The following is an 18874-nucleotide window of genomic DNA, read 5'->3' as shown; positions in this document are numbered from 1 at the left end:
GCCCGGCCGAGGCCGGGGGCGGGGGCGGCGGTCAGGAGGCGGCCAGCGCCCCGACGACCGAGGCTCGGGCCGCACGGCGGGCGGGCAGCACCGCGGCGAGCACTCCGGCCAGGCCCGAGGCGGCGATGAAGATCAGGATCTGCCCGATCGGAAGCTGGAACGCGACCTTCTCCGTGAGCGTCGCCGTCGCCGCCCAGCCGTACACGGTGCCGAGGATCACGCCGACGATCGCGCCCACCAGGCCGAGGACCAGCGCCTCGACCGAGAGCATGCCCCGCAGCTGCGGCCGGGTCAGGCCCAGGGCGCGCAGCAGCGCGGACTCGCGGGTGCGCTCGTGGACCGACAGCGACAGCGTGTTCGCGATGCCGAGCAGGGAGATCACGATCGCGAGGGCCAGCAGCCCGGTGACGATCATGAGGATCGAGTCGATCGCCTCGTCGAACTGGCCGCGGATCTCGGTGGTGCTGCCGACCTTGACCGCCGGATAGGCCGCAGTGGCGTCGTCCACGACCTTGCGCGCCCGCTCGGGGGCCACGCCGTCGGCGGCGTCCACCAGGACCTGCGTGTCGTCCACCCTGCCGAAGTGCCGTTCGAACGCCTGCTCCGCCATGGTGAACGGCGGCAGCAGGGACACGTCGGCCTTCAGCACCGCCGCGACCTTGAGCGGAGTGCTCCGGCCGCCTGACGCGACGGTCACGGTGTCGCCCACCTTGACGCCGAGGTCCTGCGCGACGTAGTCGGCCACCGCGACCTCGCCCGCGCCGAAGCCGTCCATGGTGCCGGACGACGCCTCCGGCTTGATGGCGGTGCCGATGGCCGACTGGGTGACCGTGCCCACCTCGAACTCGCGGCCGTTCACCTTGGCCTTCTTCCCGCGGAACTCGGTCACCGCGGCCAGGTCGCGGCTCGCGCGCAGCGTGTGGGCGACCGAGCGGGGGATCGTGCCCGTCTGCGCGGACAGGATGTAGTCGGCGGGGAACTGCTGGTCGAGCTGGCCGTTCACGGTGGTCCGCACCGTGGAGGTCAGGACCGCCATGAACGTCATCAGCGTCACGCCGACGGTCAGGGCCACCGTCGTGGTCGCCGCCCGCTTGGGGTTGCGCCGCGAGTTGTCCACGGCGAGCCGTCCCGGCACGCCGAACAGCCGCGCCGGCACCCAGCCGGCCAGCCCGCTCAGCGGCCGTACGATCACCGGGCCGAGGATGAGCACCGCGAAGAACACGAGTACGCCGCCCGCCATGACCGTCAGCAGTGCCGCCTGGCCCGGCTTCTGCAGCATGCCCGCCGCGGTGAGGCCGGCCCCCGCAAGCACGAACAGGGCGGCGATGACCACCCGTACGACCCCGGTGCGGAACGCGTGCTCCTCGACCTGCGTGCGCAGCGCCGCGACGGGCGGCACGCGGGTGGCCTGCCGCGCCGGGAGCAGGGCGGCGGCCATCGTCACGACGACGCCCGTGCACATGCCGATGGCGATCGTCTGCGGGGACAGGCTCACGGTGCCCGTGGGGATGTCCGTTCCGATGGCCCTCAGCACGGCGACCGCGGCGGCCCCGAGGCCGAGGCCCGTCAGCAGGCCGAGCACCGACGACAGCAGGCCGACCACGGCGGACTCCAGCACGATCGAGCCGAAGACCTGCCGTTTGGTGGCGCCGATGCAGCGCAGCAGCGCCATCTCGCGCATCCGCTGGGCGACCAGGATGTTGAAGGTGTTGTAGATCACGAGCGCGGCGACGAGCAGCGCGACCGCGCCGAACAGCAGCAGGCCCAGCCGGATGAAGGACGTGTCCATGTGGTTGCGCTTGGCCACCTCGTCGGCGCGTTCCCGCCCGGTCACGACCTTCGCGTCGCCCACGGCCGCCGCGACGGCCGTACGCAGGCTCTCCGGCGAGGGGCCTGAGGAGACGACGTCGATCTCGGTGAAGCCCTTGGCCCCGGTGACGCGCCGCGCCGAGTCGGGGGTGAAGGCGACGGCTCCCCGGTAGGCGAGGTTCTGGTCGATCCCCACATCGAAGATCCCGACGAGGCGGAACTCCTGCCGCTTGCCCGCCCGGTCGAGCACGGTGACGGTGGCTCCGGGCGCGAGGCCCTGGGCCTTGGCGGTGTTCTTGTCGAGCACCGCCTCTCCGGCGGCGGAGGGGGCCCTCCCCGAAGTGATCTTGATGCGGCTCGCCGGGATGGACACCCCGGCGGTGGGGAAGTCCCCCACGACCTTGCCGTCCTTGCCGATCAGCGGCGCGTCCCCGGACACCATCGGCTGGGCGTCCTTGACGCCGTGCACCGCCCTGATCGCGGCGAGCGCGCCCTCCGGCAGGTTCCCGTCGCGCTCGGCGTCGTCCTTGGGCGTCACCACCACGTCCACCTTGTCGGCGTCCGCGGCGAACGACTGGGAGAACCCGGCGTCGATGGTGTCGGTGAGCACGAACGTGCCCGCGATGAAGCCGACCCCGAGCACGATCGCCAGGGAGGTGAGCACCAGGCGCAGGCGGTGCGCCAGGAGCCCGGCGAGTGTGGTCCTGAACACGGCTCAGGCCTCCAGCGCCATCAGCGTGTCGAGCACGGCCTGCGGCGTCGGCCGTTGGACCTCGCTCACCAGCAGCCCGTCCCTGAGGAAGACCACCCGGTCGGCGTACGACGCCGCCACGGGGTCGTGGGTCACCATCACGATCGTCTGCCCGAGTTCGCGTACGGACCTGCGCAGGAACGCCAGCACCTCGGCGCCGCTGCGCGAGTCGAGGTTGCCGGTCGGCTCGTCGGCGAAGATCACCTCGGGCTTGCTGATGAGCGCCCGCGCCACGGCGACGCGCTGCTGCTGGCCGCCCGACAGCTCGCTCGGCCTGTGCCTGAGCCGGTCACGCAGGCCGACCGTCTCGATCACACGGTCGAACAACGCCTGGTCGGCCTGGCGGCCCGCGATCTCCAACGGCAGCCGGATGTTCTGCTCGGCCGTCAGCGTCGGCAGCAGGTTGAACGCCTGGAAGATGAACCCGACGCGCTCGCGCCGCAGGAGCGTGAGCTGCTTGTCGTTCAAACCGGTGATCTCGACGCCGCCGATGCTCACCTGACCGTCCGTCACGGTGTCCAATCCGGCCAGACAGTGCATCAGTGTGGACTTGCCGGAGCCGGACGGCCCCATGATCGCGGTGAACTCCTCCGCGGCGAAACCCACGTCGATGCCGCGCAGCGCGTGCACCGCCGCGTCGCCCTGCCCGTACACCTTCGTCAGTCCCCGCGCGACGACCGCGGTGCGAACCTGAGTTTTTGTGGTCATGACGCCACGCTATGGCCGTGATCAGGGCGTTTCCTCGGCCTCGCGGACGTTCTCCGCGTGCGGCCCCGGGACGGTCCCGCCGGGGCGTGTGCGACTTCCGAGGTATCCGGGACTCAGCCCCGCGGATGATCGGGGGAGACCAGGCCCGTCTCGTACGCGTAGACGACCACCTGGGCTCGGTCGCGCAGCCCCAGCTTGGCCAGGATGCGACCGAGGTGGGTCTTCACGGTCGCCTCGGCGAGATGCAGCCGCGTCGCGATCTCGGAGTTCGACAGGCCGCGGGCCACGTGGACCAGCACCTCCCGCTCCCGCGCCGTCAGCACGCCGGCGTCCTGCCGCCGCTCGTCGCCCTCCGGCAGGAGCACGGCGAAGCGGTCGAGCAGGCGGCGGGTCGTGCTCGGCGCGACCACCGCGTCCCCCGAGTGGACCGACCGGATCGCGCTGATCAGCTCGGCCGGCGGCACGTCCTTCAGCAGGAACCCCGCCGCGCCCGCCTTGATCGCGGCGAACGCGTACTCGTCGAGGTCGAACGTCGTCAGGATCAGCACCTTGGGGCTCTCCGGCGTCGCGCAGATGACGCGGGCCGCCTCCACGCCGTCCATCCGCGGCATGCGGACGTCCATGAGGACCACGTCCGCCTCGACCGTGCGCAGCGCCTCGACGGCCGCAAGTCCGTCGGCCGCCTCGCCCACGACCTCGATGTCCGGCTGCGCCCCGAGGACCATCCGGAACCCGGTCCGCACCAGTTCCTGGTCGTCGACCAGCATGACGCGTATCACTGCCGCTCCGCTCCGCTCGTCATCGCCGTGATCCCCGTAACCGTACGCGGTCGGGGGACAGCCGGGTCACCGCGGACGGCCGGGGGACGGCGGCGTCACGCTGCCACTCCGATGGGAATCCGGACGACCACCCGGAACCCGCCGCCCGGCCGAGGGGCCGCATCGACGCTCCCGCCGTACATCGCCGCCCTCTCCCGCATGCCGATCAGGCCGTGGCCGCCGACCAGGCGCGGCGCCGCGGCGCCCCTGCCGTCGTCGCTGATCCTCAGCTCGATCTCGCCCCTGCCGTACGTCATCTCCACCCAGGCCCGTGTGCCGGGACCGCCGTGCTTGAGCGCGTTCGTCAACGCCTCCTGCACGATCCGGTAGACGGCGAGCTGCTCGCCCTCGGGCAGCGTCTGCGCGGTGCCGGACACGGTGAACTCGGTCGGCAGCCCCGAGTCCCTGACCTGCCTGACCAGGTCGCCGAGCTGGGCCACGCCGGGCTGCGGAGCGTACTCCTCCGCGGGGCTGCCGGCGTCCTGCCGCAGCACGCCCACCAGCCTGCGCATCTCGGCCAGCGCCTGCCGCCCGGTCGCCGAGATCGCCTGCAGCGCGCGCCGCGCCTGCTCGGGGTCGCCGTCGATGGCGTATCCCGCGCCGTCGGCCTGGACGACCATCACGCTGACGTTGTGCGCCACCACGTCGTGCAGCTCGCGGGCGATGCGGGCGCGCTCTGCCGCCGCCGCGATGCGCGCCTGCTGGTCGAGTTCCCGCTCGGCCCGCTCGGCGCGTTCGACCAGGCCCTCCACGTAGCGGCGGCGGGTGTTGGCGTAGATCCCGGCGATCCAGACGGCGACGATGAAGGCCGAGGACGACGGCCATGCCCGCCCGGTGTCGTTAGACCAGCGCAGCATCGCCAGCAGCAGCCCGAACTCGGCGACCGCCCCGGCGGCCAGCGCCCACCGAAGCGTGCAGCGCGAGGCGACGCCGTACACCGCGACGAGCACCGCGATGTTGGCGGGCAGGACGATGACGTCGAGCAGCCACTGGACGAAGCTGACGGCGGCGACCACCGCGAACACCTCACGGGGGTGGTCGCGGCGCCAGATCAGCGGAACGATGAGCACGGCCGACAGCAGCAGCAGGCCGGGCACGCCGACCTGCCGCGCTCCGAACGAGCCGGCCCGGCTGAACGCCTCGACGGTGATCAGGCTCAACAGCGCCAGCGGGGAGACCGTGAGCGCGTCCACGAGCTTGCTGTGGCGCCGGGTCCAGGCGCGCAGTCTGCCGAACACGTACCCAACCATATGTATCGGCTGCTCAGGAAGGTCTCACCCTTGCGGTGGATACGGCGGTACGACTCAGGTCGCAGCCGCCCGCCGGGCTTACGCCGTTCTTACGGATCACGGCGCATCCTTGTCCCCGGGAACGCTTCTGTGAAGCGGGTAAAGGGAGAGTTGGATGGCGGATCAGGACGCGGGGTCGCGCGGCGGCAGGGGACGAGCCGCGCGGCCCGCGCCCGGAGCCGGAGACCGGGCCGGCCGGGTCGAGCGAGCCGACCGCGACCAGCGGATCGGCCGAGCCCGCCGCGCCGGGCGCGCCGAGCGGGTCTAGCGGGCCGGCCGGGACTGAGCCAGTCGGGATTGAGCCGGTCGGGACTGGGCTGGTCGCGGTCGCCTGCGCCGGCCGGATCCACCTCGTCAACCGGAGCTGCTGGGCCGAACGGGCCGACCGCGCCGCTGCCTCCTCGGAACACTCCCACATCACCGTGGACCAGCCCGGCTAACACACCCGGGGCGGCGGGGCCGGGTTCGGCCTGGACCGGCCCCGGGAACACGCCGGGCGCGGCAGGGCCGGGTTCGCCGTGGAGCAGCCCCGGGAACATGCCGGGCGCGGCAGGGCCGTATTCGACGTGGACAGGCCCCGCGGGCCCGGGCCGGTTCGGGCCGGGACCCGCCAGCAGGCCCCCGATCGGCAGCGGGTACGCCTTCGGCCCCGGCGGCGCGGGATGGAAGGCCCCGGGCTGGCAGGACCCGCGGCCACGGTTCGCGTCCGCCCCGAGGCCCGGCTTCCCCACGCGCCTGGCGGCTCGGCTGCCTCGTGGACACGCCGGGCAACTCGTCGCCGTCGGCGTCGCGTCCGCGATCGTCGGAGCGCTCCTCGGCGGTGGCATCGTGGCCGTCACCAGCATGGTCTGGGACCGGGTGGACGCGGGGACGAGCTGGGACGCCGGAGGCGACCGGCAGCGTTTCTTCCCCCGCGGCTACGGTCAGGACGTGCCGCAGTCCCAGGACAACCTGCCGCCCTGGTGCAGGCAGACAGACGCCGGGGTGCGCTGTCAGGCGCCTGGCTGAGGCTTGGCTTGCCGGTAGGCGCGCGCCGGCGGAGGGGCCGGCGCGCGCCTACGGGTTCCCCCCGGTTCGTGGGCTGCGTGCGGTTACCGGATGAACAACGTGCCCGGGGTTGTGGCCCGGCCGATCACTGGAGCGCGCGCCGGTCGGCGTGCAGGTGCCGCGAGAGCCGTACGGTGATGAACTCGTCGTCGTCGGCCTTGCCCGCAGTGCGGCCGGACGAGAACGGGAAGTTGTTGTCGTTCAGCACCGCGAGAGTGCGGTCGTCGAGCAGGGCCACGTCCTCGATCGTCTGGAACGGGAAGCGGAACGTCCGGCCGAAGCCGCCGATGCCCTTCGGGTTGGCCAGGTTCAGCAGGTCGGCGACGAGGGTCTTGTCCATGCGGCCGTCGTGGTCCCGGTCGGCGGCGTCGGCCAGGTAGATGCGCTTGAAAGCGGCCGCGTCTCCCTGCTCGTTGTCCCGCTCGATGACCAGGAAACGGTGGTCGTCGACCGCGATCGCGTCTCCGATGGCGTTCGAGGGGGACTCCAGCCGGTAGGTCCACCAGGTCGGGGCGTACCTGCCCGTGCGCAGGTCGAAGTCGTACATGCGCAGGTCCCCGGGCGTGTCGCCGTCCACCGTCCCCTCCAGCAGCGGGTGGAGGCGGCGGCCGTCGACCGAGCGGGCCATGCCCTCGAACCCCTTGCTGCTGCGGGTGTTGGGCTGCCCGCCGTTCAGGTTCGGGTTCTCCGGAGCCATCACGCCGGGCAGCGGGATCGGGGCCTGGAGGAGTCGCCCGGAGGACGAGAAGTGCAGCAGGAACGGGCCGAACTCGTCGCCGATCCAGTAGGTGCCGTCGGACGACCGCACGATCGACTCCACGTCGAAATCGGCGCCGGTGAGCACCCGGTCCGCCCGGGTCAGGGCGAACGGCACGCGCCTGTCCGGGTCGCTCAGGTTGAACCCGCCGAGCACCTCCAGCTTCCCGGTCCTGAGATCGGGCTTGACGCGGTGGACGCGCAGCAGGAAGTCGGCGCTGTTGGCCTTGTTCCCATAGCCGTTGTCGGACAGCACGTCATAGGTGCCGTCGCCTCTTTTGACGACTCCGCTGAAGCCCTGGACGGGCTGCCCCGGGAAGGGCGCGCCAATGCCGTTGAACGGCCCGGCCCCGATGGCCGAACCCGAGGGCTCGCTGCGGGGCACGAAGGTCTGGGCGGGCAGGACGGCGAAACCCGTGAGCGTCGCCTGGCCGAAGTCGGCGGGCCGTGGAGCGGCCAGCGCGGGGGACGACAGCGCGGATGAGGCCAACCCGACGGCCAGGGCCGCGGCGCTCAGGGTGATCGAAAAACGTCTCATGCCGGGCACCATAGGGACATCGAGTGACAAACGCCCCAACACCAGGCGGCTACGGACGGACAACTGACCTGCTCCGGGCGGGCGGGATCTCCCCACGACGGTCACCCTCGCTCGCTCTGCGTGCGCAGCAGAGCGATGGCCGTGCGGATGGCGGAGGACCGCGACGCGGCGCCCTGTGTCGCCACGAGACGCTCGAGGAAGGCGAGGTCGTCCGCCGCGACCATCACGGCCATCCTCGCGGGCGCCGCCCTCTTTTCGCCGGAAGAATCGCCTTCTTCGGCGGAATTCGATGCGCCGTTATTTTCACTTGAATTTCTGTGGGGCCGGCGGGATTCGAACCCGCACTGTACGGCACCTAAAGCCGCGGTCTCCTGCCGTTGGACTACGGCCCCTTTTCCTCTTCCCCTTCCCGCGAAATTCTCGGTCTGAGAATGGCAGTTCGGGCAGAGAAATCTCAGATTCTCTCTTCTGTTGTCCAGCCAGTTTCCGTTGATGTGGTCGATGTGCAATGTCAACGGCCGGCCGTGCCAAGTGCCGCCTATCTTACAGTCTGCGCAGCGGTAGGGGACTCCCACTTCGCGCAGCGCCCGCCGAAGCTTGGTGGGCTTCTCGCGGGCGGAGCCCGGGGCGTTCAGGACCAGCACGTCCGCCGGAAGTCTCCGCCGCGGCGACGTCTGGCCCCTCATGTGGGCCTGGCCGAGGAAGTGGGATGTGTCGATGCCGAAGTGCTTGAGGCGGCGGCTGATGTGGGCGTGGGCGCCACCCGACCACGGGATGCCGAGATAGCGCAACACGTCGGCGATGCTGCTCGCCGCGGCCGCCGCGTCCGCGAGCAACTCCGGGGTGTACTTGTACTTCGCCATGCCCCGGAATTTATCGGCAGCCGCCGACAATTCCGGGAGCCTGGCGAAAGGGGTATTTCAGGAAATCCCCAGCTCTTTCGTGAGTCGGGCGACGTGACCGGTGGCCTTCACGTTGTAGAGGGCCTTCTCCACCTTTCCGTCGGGGTCGATGACGAACGTGGAGCGGATGACGCCCATCACGGTCTTGCCGTAGTTCGTCTTCTCGCCGTACGCGCCGTACGCCTTGTGCACGTCCAGGCCGGTGTCGGACAGCAGCGGGAAGGTGAGCGCGTCGCGCTCGCGGAACTGCCGCAGCTTGGCGGGCTTGTCCTTGGACACGCCCAGCACCACGAAGCCCTGTTCGGTCAGCGCGCCGAGGTTGTCGCGGAAGTCGCACGCCTGCTTCGTGCACCCGGGGGTCATGGCCGCCGGGTAGAAGTACAGGATGACCCGCTTGCCGCGGAACGACTCCAGCGAGACCTCGTTGTCGTCGGCGTCGGTCAGGGTGAAGTCCGGCGCGGCGTCGCCGGGCTGGAGCTTGCTCATCACGTCCTCCGGAAAAGGTGACCCGCGGCGATAGGCGGGCAAGCGTCAACCAAACTACCGGCTCAGCCGCTGTGCGGGGTGGCCGCCGGACCTGGCAGACTGATCACACACGAATACCACAGGAGGGGGATCGCATGGCGGACACCGATCCCGATGCGCTGGAACGGAAGATCGAGCGCACGCGGGCGGAGCTCGCTCGCACGGTCGACGCCATCGCGGACCGGGTGAGCCCGAAGCGGGTCGCGGAGCGCGGCGTCGAGAAGGCGAAGGCCAACGCGCGCGACTTCGTCGCGTCCATGGAGGACATGGTCCTGGGCCCGCGCACGTACGCTCCGGCCGACGGCGAAGGCGAGCAGCCCGCGGAACATCCGGCGCCCAACATCGCTCCGGTGCTGATCGGGATCGGCGTGGTCGTCGTCGTGGGCGCGGCCATCGTGCTGCTGCGCCGCCGCTCCCGCTGACCCGCCGCGTGACGACGCCGCCGTGACACGGTCCACGGCGGCGTCCGCGTTCCCACGAGGACGATCACAAGGCCGAGCCGGCGGTCACAGGAAGGTCCTGCCCTCGCCGCGGTAGGTCGGGACCTCCTCGGCCACCCGGTCGCCCTCGACCAGGTGCAGAGTGGCGAAGCGCTCGCACAGCTCCCCGGCCTTCGCGTGGCGGAACCAGACGCGGTCGCCGAGGCGGAGGTCGGCCGCGGCCTCGCCCAGGAGGGGCGTCTGCACCTCACCCGCACCCTCGTCCGGGTGGTATCTGAGCCCCGCCGGCAGGTACGGCTGGGGCAGCCGGGTGGGCCCGGGGGCCCCGGAGGCGGGGTAGCCCCCTCCGAGCACGGTCACGACGTCCGGAGCCGGCTTGCGCACGACCGGCAGGGCGAACAGCGCCGCCGGACGGCCGGTGAAGCCCCGGTAGTAGTCGAACAGCCGGGGATGGAAGAACCCCGAGCCCGCCGCGACCTCGGTGATCGCCCGCTCGGCGGCGGTCTTCTCGATGCTTCCCGTGCCGCCGCCGTTGACGAACTCCAGGTCGGCGACCTGACGTACGGCCTGCACGATCCGGCCGCGCCGCACGATCAGCTCGCGGCGCGACCGCTCCTGCATCCAGCGCACCGCGCGGCCGTACGGCCCGGGGACGTCGTCGCCCACCCCGGCGATCTGGGCCTCGTACGCCATGAGCCCCGTCAGCCGCAGCCCGGGGCGCTTGGCGATGTGCGCGGCGATCTCGGCGGCCTGCTCGGGCTCGCGGATCGGCGACCGCAGCGCGCCCGCCCGGAACGCGCCGCCGAAGGCCACGAACCCCGCGTCGATGTCCAGGCACACCCGGATGCGGTGGGGGAGCCGCAGGCTCTCGATCAGGTCGAGGTGCTCGGGCGAGTCCACCATGACGGTGATCTCCCGTGCCGCGACGTCGTCCGATCCCAGGGCGCGCAGCGCGGTCCTGTCGGTCGTGGGGTAGGCCACGAGCACGTCCCGCAGGCCGGTGGAGACCAGCCACAGCGCCTCGGGCAGCGTGAAGGCCATGATGCCCGAGACGCCGTCCATGGCCAGGACCCGTTCGAGCACGGACCGGCAGCGGATCGACTTGCTGGCGACCCGGATCGGCTTGCCCCGGGCCCGGCGCACCATGGCGGCCGCGTTCGACCGGAGCGCGTCCATGTCGAGGACGGCGAAGGGCGGCTCCAGCTGGGCCGTCGCCTGGTCGAGGCGCTGTCGGTCGTCCATGGGCGCAGCCTAGTACGGCTCCGCCGGAAATACATGAGCGCTGTTCACATTAATTGCGCCCCGGCAAAATCTGCGCCGTGGAGCCGTCATGATCGCGCAAGGCGGCGGGTGACCCACCCGTCCCGTCACCGCTCCGTGTACCCATGGTGAGGTGACTACCGAGCGGACCCGGCGCGGTGAGCGGGAAGGGTGAGCGGCTGATGAGCGTCGTGCAGGGAATCCTGGCGGGTTCGTCGGCAAGGAGCGCCAAGGGCGCCGGAAGCGGATCAGACGCCAAGGGCGCCGGAAGTGGATCAGACTCCGAAGGCGCCGGACGCGGCAGGGGCGCCAGGAGCGCGGGCAGCGGCGAAGGCGCTGACGGCGCCGGAACCGACACGTGCGGCGGAGGGACCGCGGCGGCCCGCCGGACCGCCATGCGCGTCCTGCGGCCGAGCCGGACCCCGGCCGCCGTCGTGGTCGCCGCCGTGCTCGCCCTGCTCGGCTGGGCGCTCACCGCCGTGGTCGTCGCCGTCATGCTCGGCGTCTCCCCTCCCTGGCGGCTGCCGTCCCGGCTGCTCAACCTCACCCCGGCCGACCCGGCCGTCCCCGCCGCCGCGGTCGGCATGATCGTCTGCGGCGCGGCGCTGGTGGCGCTCGCGCTCGTCCCGGGCCGTCCCCGGCTCGTGCCCCTGGAGTGCCGGGACCCGCTGCTCGCGATGGGCCTGACCCGCGCCGGTCTGCGCCGGACGCTCGCCGCCTCGGCCCGCGAGGTCGAGCACGTCCGGCGGGCCGACGTCCACATCCTCCGCAGGCGGATCGAGGTGGCCGTGGTGGCCGACGCGGACACGACCGGCGCCCTGCTGCGCGAGGTCGGCGCGGCGGTCGGCGACCGGCTGTCGGGCCTCGGCGTCCAGTCCCGCCAGGAGGTGGTCGTACGGCTGCGCAGGAGAGGGGGCTGACGTGCGTCCGCGTTGGGGAAACCGCCTCGGGCTCTTGCTGGTGGGCCTGGCGCTGGTCGCGGGAGGCTTCGGCCTGCTGGCCGCCGCGCGCGGGCGGCCCGGCGCGGCCCTGATCGACAGAAGCGTGGCCGACGGGAAGCCGTGGGCGCTGCCTCTGCTGGCCGGGGCGGCCATTGTGCTCGCCCTGGTCGCGACCCGGTGGCTCTTCATGGCACTCGGCTGGGGCCGGGTCGGCAGCCGTACCGGCGCCGGCATCGCCATGCTCGGCGTGGCGCTGAAGGGAATCGACGGGATCGGCCACATCTCGGTCAGGCTGGTGCGCGACGGCAGGCTGCGGGTGTCGGTGTCGCTCCGGCGGTCGGCCGACCTGCGACAGGTGATCAGGCGGCTGGACGAGTCGGCGATCTCACGCGTTCGCCGCGCGGTCGGCCGTGACGACGCGCTTGCGGTCGTCCGCCTGCACGTCCGCCGCCGCTGACCGGCCTTCCCGGCGCCAGGGCGCGGGCGTCGCGCCCGTGCCGAGGGCGAGCCCGGCGGCCAGGCAGGCGAGCGGCACGACGGGCACCACGTAGCGGTGGTCGAAGGCGGCGATCAGGGGCGGCAGCAGGAGCAGGACCGCCGCCGCGGCCCAGGGCAGCAGCGCCGTCCAGCGCCGGGCCACCAGCCCGGCGAGCCCGGCCAGCAGGACCGCCGCCAGCAGCGGCCCGCGCAGGAAGCCCTGCTCCTGGTAGGCGCGCAGCCACCCCGCGAACGGCTCGACCACCTTCGTGTCCCCGGAGCTTCCCTGGTAGGCGGTGGTTAGCTCGCTCGCCGTACGGCCGCCGGAGGCGACCTTGGAGGTGAACGGCTTGATTGAGGCGGGGAACACGTACGCGCTCTGCGTGCCCGGGGCGGGGTAGACCTTCCGGTCCCATTCGAACGCCCACATCGCGTCGTGCAGCCCGGTCGACAGGAAGTCGAGGGGCTGGCTGCGGATCGCCAGCGAGGCGAACTCGCTCGCCAGCCGGTCCTTGTCCTTCTTCACCCGCTGGATGGGCGAGCCGGCGGCCCAGATGTAGGCGGGCGCGGCGAGCCGCGGCTCCGACGGGCACAGTACCGCCAGGTCCTTCGGCGGCTTCATGACCGAGCAGTCGGCGAAGGTCATCGTGCGCGACCACAACCACGTGCTGCTGCCGCCCATCCCGTACGACCCGTGGGCGTCGTGGAACCAGACGGCGTATCCGCCGAGCACGGCGGACGCGGCGGCGAGCCCGGCGAGCGCGGTCCGCCAGCGTCCGGCCAGCAGCACCGGCAGCAGCGCCAGCGCGATCAGGGGCAGCCCGAGGGTGCGGGTGACCGTGGCGCAGGCGAGCAGCAGCAGCGCCGCGACGACGGACCACGCGCCCGGCCTGGGCCGCCACAGCAGGATCGTCACGGCGGCCACGACCAGTGCGGTGAACAGCAGGTCCGCCATGACGAGGTGTTCGAGCTGGATCTGGTGGACGTCGAGCAGCACCGGCGCCGCCGCCAGCGCCGCCCCCCAGCCCGGCAGCCGCGTCCGGCGGCGCAGCAGCGCGTACACGCAGACGGCTATGCCGAGGCCGAGCAGGTGCTGGACGATCACGACGGCGGTGATGCTCCCCAGCGGACTCAGCGCCGCCAGGAACAGCGAGTAGCCGGACGGCCGCGAGGGCAGGGGCCGCAGGTCGAGCGCCGAGCTGAGGTAGGCGAAGGAGTCGGCCCAGAACCACAGCGCGGGCCGGTAGCCGAGCACGGCGAGCGCGCGCAGTGCGACGCCCGCCGCCAGCACCACCAGGAACGCCCGATGCGGGCGTAGCGCCTCGCGCCACCTCACGTGACGGCCCTCCTCGTCGCCGGGAAGTCACCACGATATTGGTGAGCCGCGCATTGGTCACATTCGAGACGCCACTCCTCACGAATGCCGGGTCAGCACTCGATGACGTTGACGGCGAGGCCGCCGCGCGAGGTCTCCTTGTACTTGTCGAGCATGTCCCTGCCGGTGTCGCGCATCGTCTTGATCGCCTTGTCCAGCGACACGAAGTGGCGGCCGTCGCCGCGCAGCGCGATGCGGGCGGCGGCGATCGCCTTGATCGAGGCGACGGCGTTGCGCTCGATGCACGGGATCTGGACGAGCCCGCCGATCGGGTCGCAGGTCAGGCCGAGGTTGTGCTCGATGCCGATCTCGGCGGCGTTCTCGACCTGCTCCGGCGTGCCGCCGAGCGCCTCGGTGAGACCCGCCGCCGCCATCGAGCAGGCCGAGCCGACCTCGCCCTGGCAGCCCACCTCCGCGCCGGAGATGGAGGCGTTCTCCTTGAACAGCACGCCGATCGCGCCCGCAGTGAGCAGGAAGCGGACGACGCCGTCCTCGCCGGCCCCCGGAAGGAAGCGCATGTAGTAGGACAGAACGGCCGGGACGATGCCGGCGGCGCCGTTGGTCGGCGCGGTGACGATCCGGCCGCCCGCGGCGTTCTCCTCGTTGACGGCCAGCGCGAACAGCGTGACCCAGTCCATCGCCCGCAGCGGGTCGGTCCCGTCGGGCTCGCCCTGCAGCCGCCGGTACAGCTGGTGGGCCCGGCGGCGCACCTTGAGGCCGCCCGGCAGGACCCCCTCGCGGCTGGTGCCGCGCCGTACGCACTCGGCCATGACCGTCCACAGGTGCAGCAGGCCGGCCCGGATCTCCTCCTCCGTACGGCCGAAGGCCTTCTCGTTCTCCATCATCACACCGGAGATCGACAGGCCGGTCTCGGCGCAGTGCGCGAGCAGTTCGTGCGCGGTCGTGAAGGCGTACGGCAGCACCGTGTCGTCGGGCTTGATCCGGTCGGCGCCGGTGGCGTTCTCGTCCACCACGAAGCCGCCGCCGACCGAGTAGTACACCTTCTCGCGCAGCACCGTGTCGTCGGCGTACGCCGTGAACCGCATGCCGTTCGGGTGGTGGGGGAGCGACAGCTTGCGCTCGAAGACGAGGTGCTCGCCGACCACGAACGGGATCTCGCGCACGCCGTACAACGTGACCGTGCCGCTCGCCCGCATCGCCGCCAGCCGTTCGTCGACGGTGTCGACGTCGACCAGTTCGGGCTTGTCGCCGGACAGGCCCAGCAGGACCGCCTTGTCGCTGCCGTGGCCCTTGCCGGTCAGCCCGAGCGAGCCGTACAGGATGGCCTCGACCCGGGTGACCTTCTCCAGCAGCCCGTCCTGGTGCAGCCCGCGGACGAACTTGTGCGCCGCCGCCATCGGGCCGCCCGTGTGCGAGCTGGACGGCCCGATCCCCACCTTGAACAGGTCGAAGACGCTGATCGCCATTGACCGTCGCCTCTCACGCGTCTCGGGTGGCCGTCAGGACTCGCCGGAGGTCAGCGCGGTGTACTCCGCGGCCGACAGCAGGTCCTCGGGCTCCTCCTCCACGCGCACGCGGAACAGCCAGCCCTCGCCGTACGGGTCGGAGCTGACCAGAGAGGGGTTGTCCACGACGGCGGCGTTGATCTCGACGATCTCGCCGCCGACCGGGGCGAAGATGTCGCTCACGGACTTGGTGGACTCCACCTCGCCGACCGCGTCGCCGGCCGCGACCGTCGAGCCGACCTCCGGGTGCACCTCCACGTAAACCACGTCGCCGAGCTGCTCGGCCGCGTACGCCGTGATGCCCACCGTCACGGTGAGGCCGTCCTCGAGCCCGGCCACCCACTCGTGTTCCTTGGTGTAGCTCAGGTCGTCCGGAATGGTGCTCACTTGCTCCTCCTGTAGAAAGGCAGATCGACGACGTCGACCGGTTCTTGGCTGCCCCGGATGTCCACGGCCAGGCCACCCTTCTCCAAGGCGCCCTCGTCGACGTACGCCATGGCGATCGGGCGGCCGAGGGACTGCGACGGGGCGCCGCTGGTCACCTCGCCGACGACGGCGCCCTCCCGGGTGACGGAGTAGCCGTGGCGGGGCACGCGGCGGCCGCGCGCCACCAGCCCGACCAGGCGCCGCCTGGTGCCGTTCTCCGCCGCCCGCTCGAGGGCGGCCTTACCCACGAAGTCGCCGGGCTTGTCGAAGCGGACGACCCGGCCGAGGCCGGCGTCGAACGGCGTGATCGCCGCGCTCAGCTCGTTGCCGTACAACGGCATGCCGGCTTCCAGGCGCAGCGTGTCGCGGGCCGACAGCCCGGCGGGGACGAGCCCGGCGTCCCTGCCCGCCTCGGCGAGGGCGTTCCACAGGGGCACGGCGTGCTCGTTCAGCACGAAGAGCTCGAAGCCGTCCTCGCCGGTGTATCCGGTGCGTGCGATCAGGGCGGGCGTGCCCGCGATGACGCCGGGGACGATGGCGTAGTACTTCAGGTCGTCGAGGTCGGCGTCGGTCAGCGCGGCCAGGATCTCGGCGCTGCGGGGGCCCTGCACCGCGACCAGCGCGTACTCGTCCGACCGGTCGGTCACCCGCGCGTCGTATCCCCGGACCCGGTCGGCGAGCTCGCGGGCGACGAGGGCGTAGTTGGAGGCGTTGGCGACGACCATGTACTGGTCCTCGTCGAGGCGGTAGACGATGAGGTCGTCGAGGATGCCGCCGGTCTCGTTCACGATCATCGTGTAGCGGGCGCGGCCGGGTGCGAGGACGCTGAGGTGCCCCACGAGCGCGCGGTCGAGCGCCTCGCCCGCCTGAGCGCCGACGACGAAGATCTCCCCCATGTGGGACAGGTCGAACAGCCCCGCGGCCGTGCGCACCGCGTTGTGCTCGGCGGACTCGCTGCCGTAGCGCAGGGGCATCTGCCAGCCCGCGAAGTCGGTCAGGGTCGCACCCAGACTTTCGTGGACCCCGCGGAGCGGGGTGGATCGGGACATGCGCACCTCGGAAGGACGGATGCTGCGTTTGACTATCGGGCATCCTCCCCCTCTGTCATCGGCGCCTGAGAGCTTCGTCCGATCTTTGCCGGACTTTCACCTTCGGCGAGGCCTTCCGGCCTTCTTTCCAGAGGTCACCTGACCCGCACGGTCCTTTGCCTTGAGAGGTTCGCGGGGAGGGCTTGCTCCTTCAGGGGCCCTGACCGGATGCCAGGACGCTCTCCCGCACGGGGTCACCGGTGTGGTGCAAGCCTAGTGGTTCGCCGCCATCCCCGTAACCGGCAGGATCGCCCCGATTTCCTCGATCGGGGTAGCCGCGTTTCCGTGAAGTCAAGAGGGCCGATAGGCCTGGTGGTATCGGACGCGAGCCGGACGAGCACCGGCTCGCCGGATTCCCCGCTTGCGCTGTACGTCAGGTACGTTCAGCGCGCTGTGTGGCCGCGCGGAGACGCATCAGAGCGGACGGCAGGTCGTCGCCCGTGAGGATCCGCTGGTGGAGGGCCTGGGTGTCGGGGGACGGCTCGGTGCCGAGGCGGTCGACCAGGGTCCGGCGCAGCCGCTGGTAGGACGCCGAGGCGTCGTGGGTGCGGCCCGACCGGTGCAGCGCCAGCATGAGCTGCCGATGCGGCCGTTCGCGCAGCGGGTGGCGCCTCGCCCACTGGGCCAGGCCGCCGACGATCTCGTGGTGGTGCCCGAGTGCCAGCCGTACGTCGAAGAGGTCCTCGGTCACCGCCCGACGGTCCTCGTCGAGCCGTTCGGCCCACGAGGAAAGCTCGTCCACGTGCCTCATGCCGAGCAGGGCGTCGCCCCGCCACAGGCTCAGCGCGTTCTCCAACATCCTCGCCGCATTGTGGTAATCGCCATTTTCTCGAGCGATTCTGCCCTGTGCCGCGAAATGGTTGAATACTGCAGCATCCACGGATCCCGGCGGTACGGAAAGAAGGTACCCGCCCTCCACGGTGTGCAGCGGGGAAAGGGCGGGGTCGCGTGGCGAGAGCCGCCGCCGCACCTGTGCGATGTAGGTGGTAAGATTCCGCGGCGCCGATTTAGTGGGACGGCGATTCCACAACAGATCGATGAGCGTGTCCCTGTGAACCGCGACGTTGGGGTTGAGCAGGAACAACGCGAGGAGTTGCCGGTGCCTCGGGGCGAGCCCGGCGATCACGTCCCCCGAGGGTTTCATGGCCAGGAACGGTCCGAGCACGGCGTATAACACGGTCTCCCTCGCATGAAAGCAGCGTGAAACGTGCCGACGATGCGGCGATCATTGGTTAATTGACCATATCCCTCTCTGATCGCATTCGTCAAAGAATGCGTCGTTTCTATGTGTGCGGGCGCCGTTCCTTTATCGCCAATGCGGGGCTGAACGCGCAGGTGCACGGAAGTGAAATCGGTTGCAGAGCCGCCCCTGATGCGCTGTGGCATCCCGTAGCCATATCGGCTCGATTGCGTGCGGGGCCGAGGGCGTGCAGGCTTGGCCGGTGACAGACGAGACCTTCTGGGATTTGATCGGCACGCTCGACGGGGTGATCGACGAAGACGGCGCCGATCTGCTGGGTGAACGCCTGTCGTCGCTGGGCGCGCAGGAGGTGGAGGCCTTCTGCGCGCATCTCGCCGGAAAGGTGCGCGCGCTCACCGGACTCCCTCTTGAGGGGCGCCCGGTTCCCGACGTCAGCGACGAGGGCAGACCGCCGATCCCGCTCGTCGGAGACGCGTACGAGAACCTGCTGTACGCGGTGGTCGCCGCCGGGCGGGGACGGTACGAGGCCGTGCTCGCCGACCCGCCGGCCGTCGAGGACGAGGAGTGGGACGCGGGACAGGCCGAACTGCTCGTCGACGTCGTCGCGACCGTCTTGTGGGACGTCGCGGGGCTGCACTGGGCCAGGGACTTCGACCTACTGCTGTCCGGCCTGCCGGACGGCGGCCGTTGGTACGACACCTACAGGGGATCGGCCTGGAAGGGCGCCCCGGGTGCGTACATGAGGGCCGCGCACACTCTGGACCAGGCCCTGAACGACTCCGCCGAGTGGCGCGCCTGGTGGGGACAGGCCGGGTTGCGGATGATCGAGGTCGGCGTCACCGTCAACGCGGACAGGAACCGCGAACGCGTCGAGCGAGGCAAGGAGATCGCCAAGGCCACGTTCGAGAGGGACCGGTCCTACTTCGCCGATCGCGACCCGGCCGGTCTGGCGAAGCTCGCCGCCGAGGAGGCGGCCCACATCATGGGTGCGATCGCCAGGGCTCTCGGCATGACGCCGCCTCCGCCGCTTCCGTCCGCTTCCCGCTGAGCTGTTCCG

Annotated in this window: 19 protein-coding genes, 1 tRNA gene and 1 riboswitch; of the genes, 6 read left to right on the top strand and 14 right to left on the bottom strand. The window is 71.5% G+C overall.

From position 1 onward, the window contains the following. Positions 1–31: 31 nt before the first annotated feature. The 4 genes from B1L11_RS16595 to B1L11_RS16580 all read right to left on the bottom strand — a co-directional run bounded on the left by B1L11_RS16595 (position 32) and on the right by B1L11_RS16580 (position 5324). Positions 32–2521, bottom strand: a complete 2490-nt coding sequence (locus B1L11_RS16595) for an ABC transporter permease (RefSeq protein ID WP_079315309.1) — start codon at positions 2519–2521, stop codon at positions 32–34. A gap of 3 nt (positions 2522–2524) precedes the next feature. Beyond that, positions 2525–3268, bottom strand: a complete 744-nt coding sequence (locus B1L11_RS16590) for an ABC transporter ATP-binding protein (RefSeq protein ID WP_079315308.1) — start codon at positions 3266–3268, stop codon at positions 2525–2527. Positions 3269–3381: 113 nt separating this feature from the next. Beyond that, positions 3382–4047 (bottom strand): response regulator transcription factor, encoded by a 666-nt coding sequence (locus tag B1L11_RS16585; protein ID WP_218671165.1) that lies wholly within the window; start codon positions 4045–4047, stop codon positions 3382–3384. 95 nt (positions 4048–4142) lie between these two features. After that, positions 4143–5324: a sensor histidine kinase gene (locus B1L11_RS16580; RefSeq protein WP_256862609.1), complete on the bottom strand. Its 1182-nt coding sequence runs from the start codon at positions 5322–5324 to the stop codon at positions 4143–4145. A gap of 166 nt (positions 5325–5490) precedes the next feature. Between B1L11_RS16580 and B1L11_RS46880 the strand changes: the two genes are divergently transcribed. Both B1L11_RS46880 and B1L11_RS16575 read left to right on the top strand, forming a co-directional pair. Continuing rightward, complete coding sequence (locus B1L11_RS46880) at positions 5491–5643, top strand: hypothetical protein (protein ID WP_179155184.1); 153 nt, start codon at positions 5491–5493, stop codon at positions 5641–5643. 269 nt (positions 5644–5912) lie between these two features. Continuing rightward, positions 5913–6383: a hypothetical protein gene (locus tag B1L11_RS16575; protein ID WP_079315305.1), complete on the top strand. Its 471-nt coding sequence runs from the start codon at positions 5913–5915 to the stop codon at positions 6381–6383. A 124-nt stretch (positions 6384–6507) separates the two neighbouring features. Here B1L11_RS16575 and B1L11_RS16570 read toward each other — a convergent pair whose 3' ends face one another. The 4 genes from B1L11_RS16570 to bcp all read right to left on the bottom strand — a co-directional run bounded on the left by B1L11_RS16570 (position 6508) and on the right by bcp (position 9104). Next, positions 6508–7716, bottom strand: coding sequence for an esterase-like activity of phytase family protein (locus B1L11_RS16570; protein ID WP_079315349.1), 1209 nt, complete (start codon positions 7714–7716; stop codon positions 6508–6510). 101 nt (positions 7717–7817) lie between these two features. After that, positions 7818–7940, bottom strand: coding sequence for a ribbon-helix-helix domain-containing protein (locus tag B1L11_RS48365; RefSeq protein ID WP_218671171.1), 123 nt, complete (start codon positions 7938–7940; stop codon positions 7818–7820). Positions 7941–8034: 94 nt separating this feature from the next. Next, positions 8035–8108 (bottom strand) — tRNA-Leu (locus B1L11_RS16565). Between the two features lie 528 nt (positions 8109–8636). Further along, positions 8637–9104 carry a thioredoxin-dependent thiol peroxidase gene (bcp, locus tag B1L11_RS16555; RefSeq protein ID WP_079315304.1) on the bottom strand — a complete coding sequence of 156 codons (468 nt, stop codon included), beginning with the start codon at positions 9102–9104 and terminating at the stop codon, positions 8637–8639. 134 nt (positions 9105–9238) lie between these two features. On the opposite strand from bcp, the gene B1L11_RS16550 reads away from it, so the two are divergent. Next, positions 9239–9565, top strand: coding sequence for a DUF3618 domain-containing protein (locus tag B1L11_RS16550; RefSeq protein WP_079315303.1), 327 nt, complete (start codon positions 9239–9241; stop codon positions 9563–9565). Between the two features lie 84 nt (positions 9566–9649). Here the strand turns inward: B1L11_RS16550 and B1L11_RS16545 are convergent, their stop codons facing one another. Beyond that, positions 9650–10825 (bottom strand): amino acid deaminase/aldolase, encoded by a 1176-nt coding sequence (locus B1L11_RS16545; RefSeq protein WP_079315302.1) that lies wholly within the window; start codon positions 10823–10825, stop codon positions 9650–9652. A 413-nt stretch (positions 10826–11238) separates the two neighbouring features. Between B1L11_RS16545 and B1L11_RS46875 the strand changes: the two genes are divergently transcribed. Together B1L11_RS46875 and B1L11_RS16535 are read left to right on the top strand one after the other, a co-directional pair. Beyond that, positions 11239–11763: a DUF6286 domain-containing protein gene (locus B1L11_RS46875; RefSeq protein WP_079315301.1), complete on the top strand. Its 525-nt coding sequence runs from the start codon at positions 11239–11241 to the stop codon at positions 11761–11763. 1 nt (position 11764) lies between these two features. After that, positions 11765–12241: a hypothetical protein gene (locus B1L11_RS16535; protein WP_079315300.1), complete on the top strand. Its 477-nt coding sequence runs from the start codon at positions 11765–11767 to the stop codon at positions 12239–12241. Here the strand turns inward: B1L11_RS16535 and B1L11_RS16530 are convergent. The 5 genes from B1L11_RS16530 to B1L11_RS16510 form a co-directional block, all read right to left on the bottom strand. Continuing rightward, complete coding sequence (locus tag B1L11_RS16530) at positions 12170–13597, bottom strand: hypothetical protein (protein WP_079315299.1); 1428 nt, start codon at positions 13595–13597, stop codon at positions 12170–12172. The genes B1L11_RS16535 and B1L11_RS16530 overlap by 72 nt on opposite strands. A gap of 92 nt (positions 13598–13689) precedes the next feature. Next, the gene (locus B1L11_RS16525) at positions 13690–15063 is read right to left on the bottom strand and encodes an L-serine ammonia-lyase (RefSeq protein WP_079315298.1); all 1374 of its coding nucleotides are present in this window, start codon (positions 15061–15063) and stop codon (positions 13690–13692) included. A gap of 33 nt (positions 15064–15096) precedes the next feature. Further along, positions 15097–15489 carry a glycine cleavage system protein GcvH gene (gcvH, locus tag B1L11_RS16520; protein ID WP_079315297.1) on the bottom strand — a complete coding sequence of 131 codons (393 nt, stop codon included), beginning with the start codon at positions 15487–15489 and terminating at the stop codon, positions 15097–15099. After that, positions 15486–16577: a glycine cleavage system aminomethyltransferase GcvT gene (gcvT, locus tag B1L11_RS16515; protein WP_079315348.1), complete on the bottom strand. Its 1092-nt coding sequence runs from the start codon at positions 16575–16577 to the stop codon at positions 15486–15488. Before gcvT ends, gcvH begins: the two co-directional genes overlap by 4 nt. 138 nt (positions 16578–16715) lie before the next feature. Then, positions 16716–16813, bottom strand: a riboswitch (glycine riboswitch). Positions 16814–16989: 176 nt separating this feature from the next. Next, positions 16990–17760 (bottom strand): AfsR/SARP family transcriptional regulator, encoded by a 771-nt coding sequence (locus B1L11_RS16510; protein WP_256862619.1) that lies wholly within the window; start codon positions 17758–17760, stop codon positions 16990–16992. A 298-nt stretch (positions 17761–18058) separates the two neighbouring features. On the opposite strand from B1L11_RS16510, the gene B1L11_RS16505 reads away from it, so the two are divergent. Then, complete coding sequence (locus B1L11_RS16505; RefSeq protein WP_179155183.1) at positions 18059–18865, top strand: DUF4240 domain-containing protein; 807 nt, start codon at positions 18059–18061, stop codon at positions 18863–18865. Positions 18866–18874 lie beyond the last annotated feature (9 nt).

This window comes from Microbispora sp. GKU 823, from assembly GCF_002027145.1.
In the GTDB taxonomy this organism is placed as follows: Bacteria; Actinomycetota; Actinomycetes; order Streptosporangiales; family Streptosporangiaceae; genus Microbispora; species Microbispora siamensis.
Note: the sequence above shows the minus strand (reverse complement) of the source record. Positions and strands in the feature narration are given on the sequence as shown.

Bases quoted from the DNA above. Each gene is read 5' to 3' on its own strand.
- B1L11_RS16590 (WP_079315308.1), bottom strand. From the start codon at position 3,268: ATGACCACAAAAACTCAGGTTCGCACCGCGGTCGTCGCGCGGGGACTG.
- B1L11_RS46880 (WP_179155184.1), top strand. From the start codon at position 5,491: ATGGCGGATCAGGACGCGGGGTCGCGCGGCGGCAGGGGACGAGCCGCG.
- B1L11_RS16575 (WP_079315305.1), top strand. From the start codon at position 5,913: ATGCCGGGCGCGGCAGGGCCGTATTCGACGTGGACAGGCCCCGCGGGC.
- B1L11_RS16570 (WP_079315349.1), bottom strand. From the start codon at position 7,716: ATGAGACGTTTTTCGATCACCCTGAGCGCCGCGGCCCTGGCCGTCGGG.
- B1L11_RS48365 (WP_218671171.1), bottom strand. From the start codon at position 7,940: ATGGTCGCGGCGGACGACCTCGCCTTCCTCGAGCGTCTCGTGGCGACA.
- bcp (WP_079315304.1), bottom strand. From the start codon at position 9,104: ATGAGCAAGCTCCAGCCCGGCGACGCCGCGCCGGACTTCACCCTGACC.
- B1L11_RS16550 (WP_079315303.1), top strand. From the start codon at position 9,239: ATGGCGGACACCGATCCCGATGCGCTGGAACGGAAGATCGAGCGCACG.
- B1L11_RS16545 (WP_079315302.1), bottom strand. From the start codon at position 10,825: ATGGACGACCGACAGCGCCTCGACCAGGCGACGGCCCAGCTGGAGCCG.
- B1L11_RS46875 (WP_079315301.1), top strand. From the start codon at position 11,239: ATGCGCGTCCTGCGGCCGAGCCGGACCCCGGCCGCCGTCGTGGTCGCC.
- B1L11_RS16525 (WP_079315298.1), bottom strand. From the start codon at position 15,063: ATGGCGATCAGCGTCTTCGACCTGTTCAAGGTGGGGATCGGGCCGTCC.
- gcvT (WP_079315348.1), bottom strand. From the start codon at position 16,577: ATGTCCCGATCCACCCCGCTCCGCGGGGTCCACGAAAGTCTGGGTGCG.
- B1L11_RS16510 (WP_256862619.1), bottom strand. From the start codon at position 17,760: ATGAAACCCTCGGGGGACGTGATCGCCGGGCTCGCCCCGAGGCACCGG.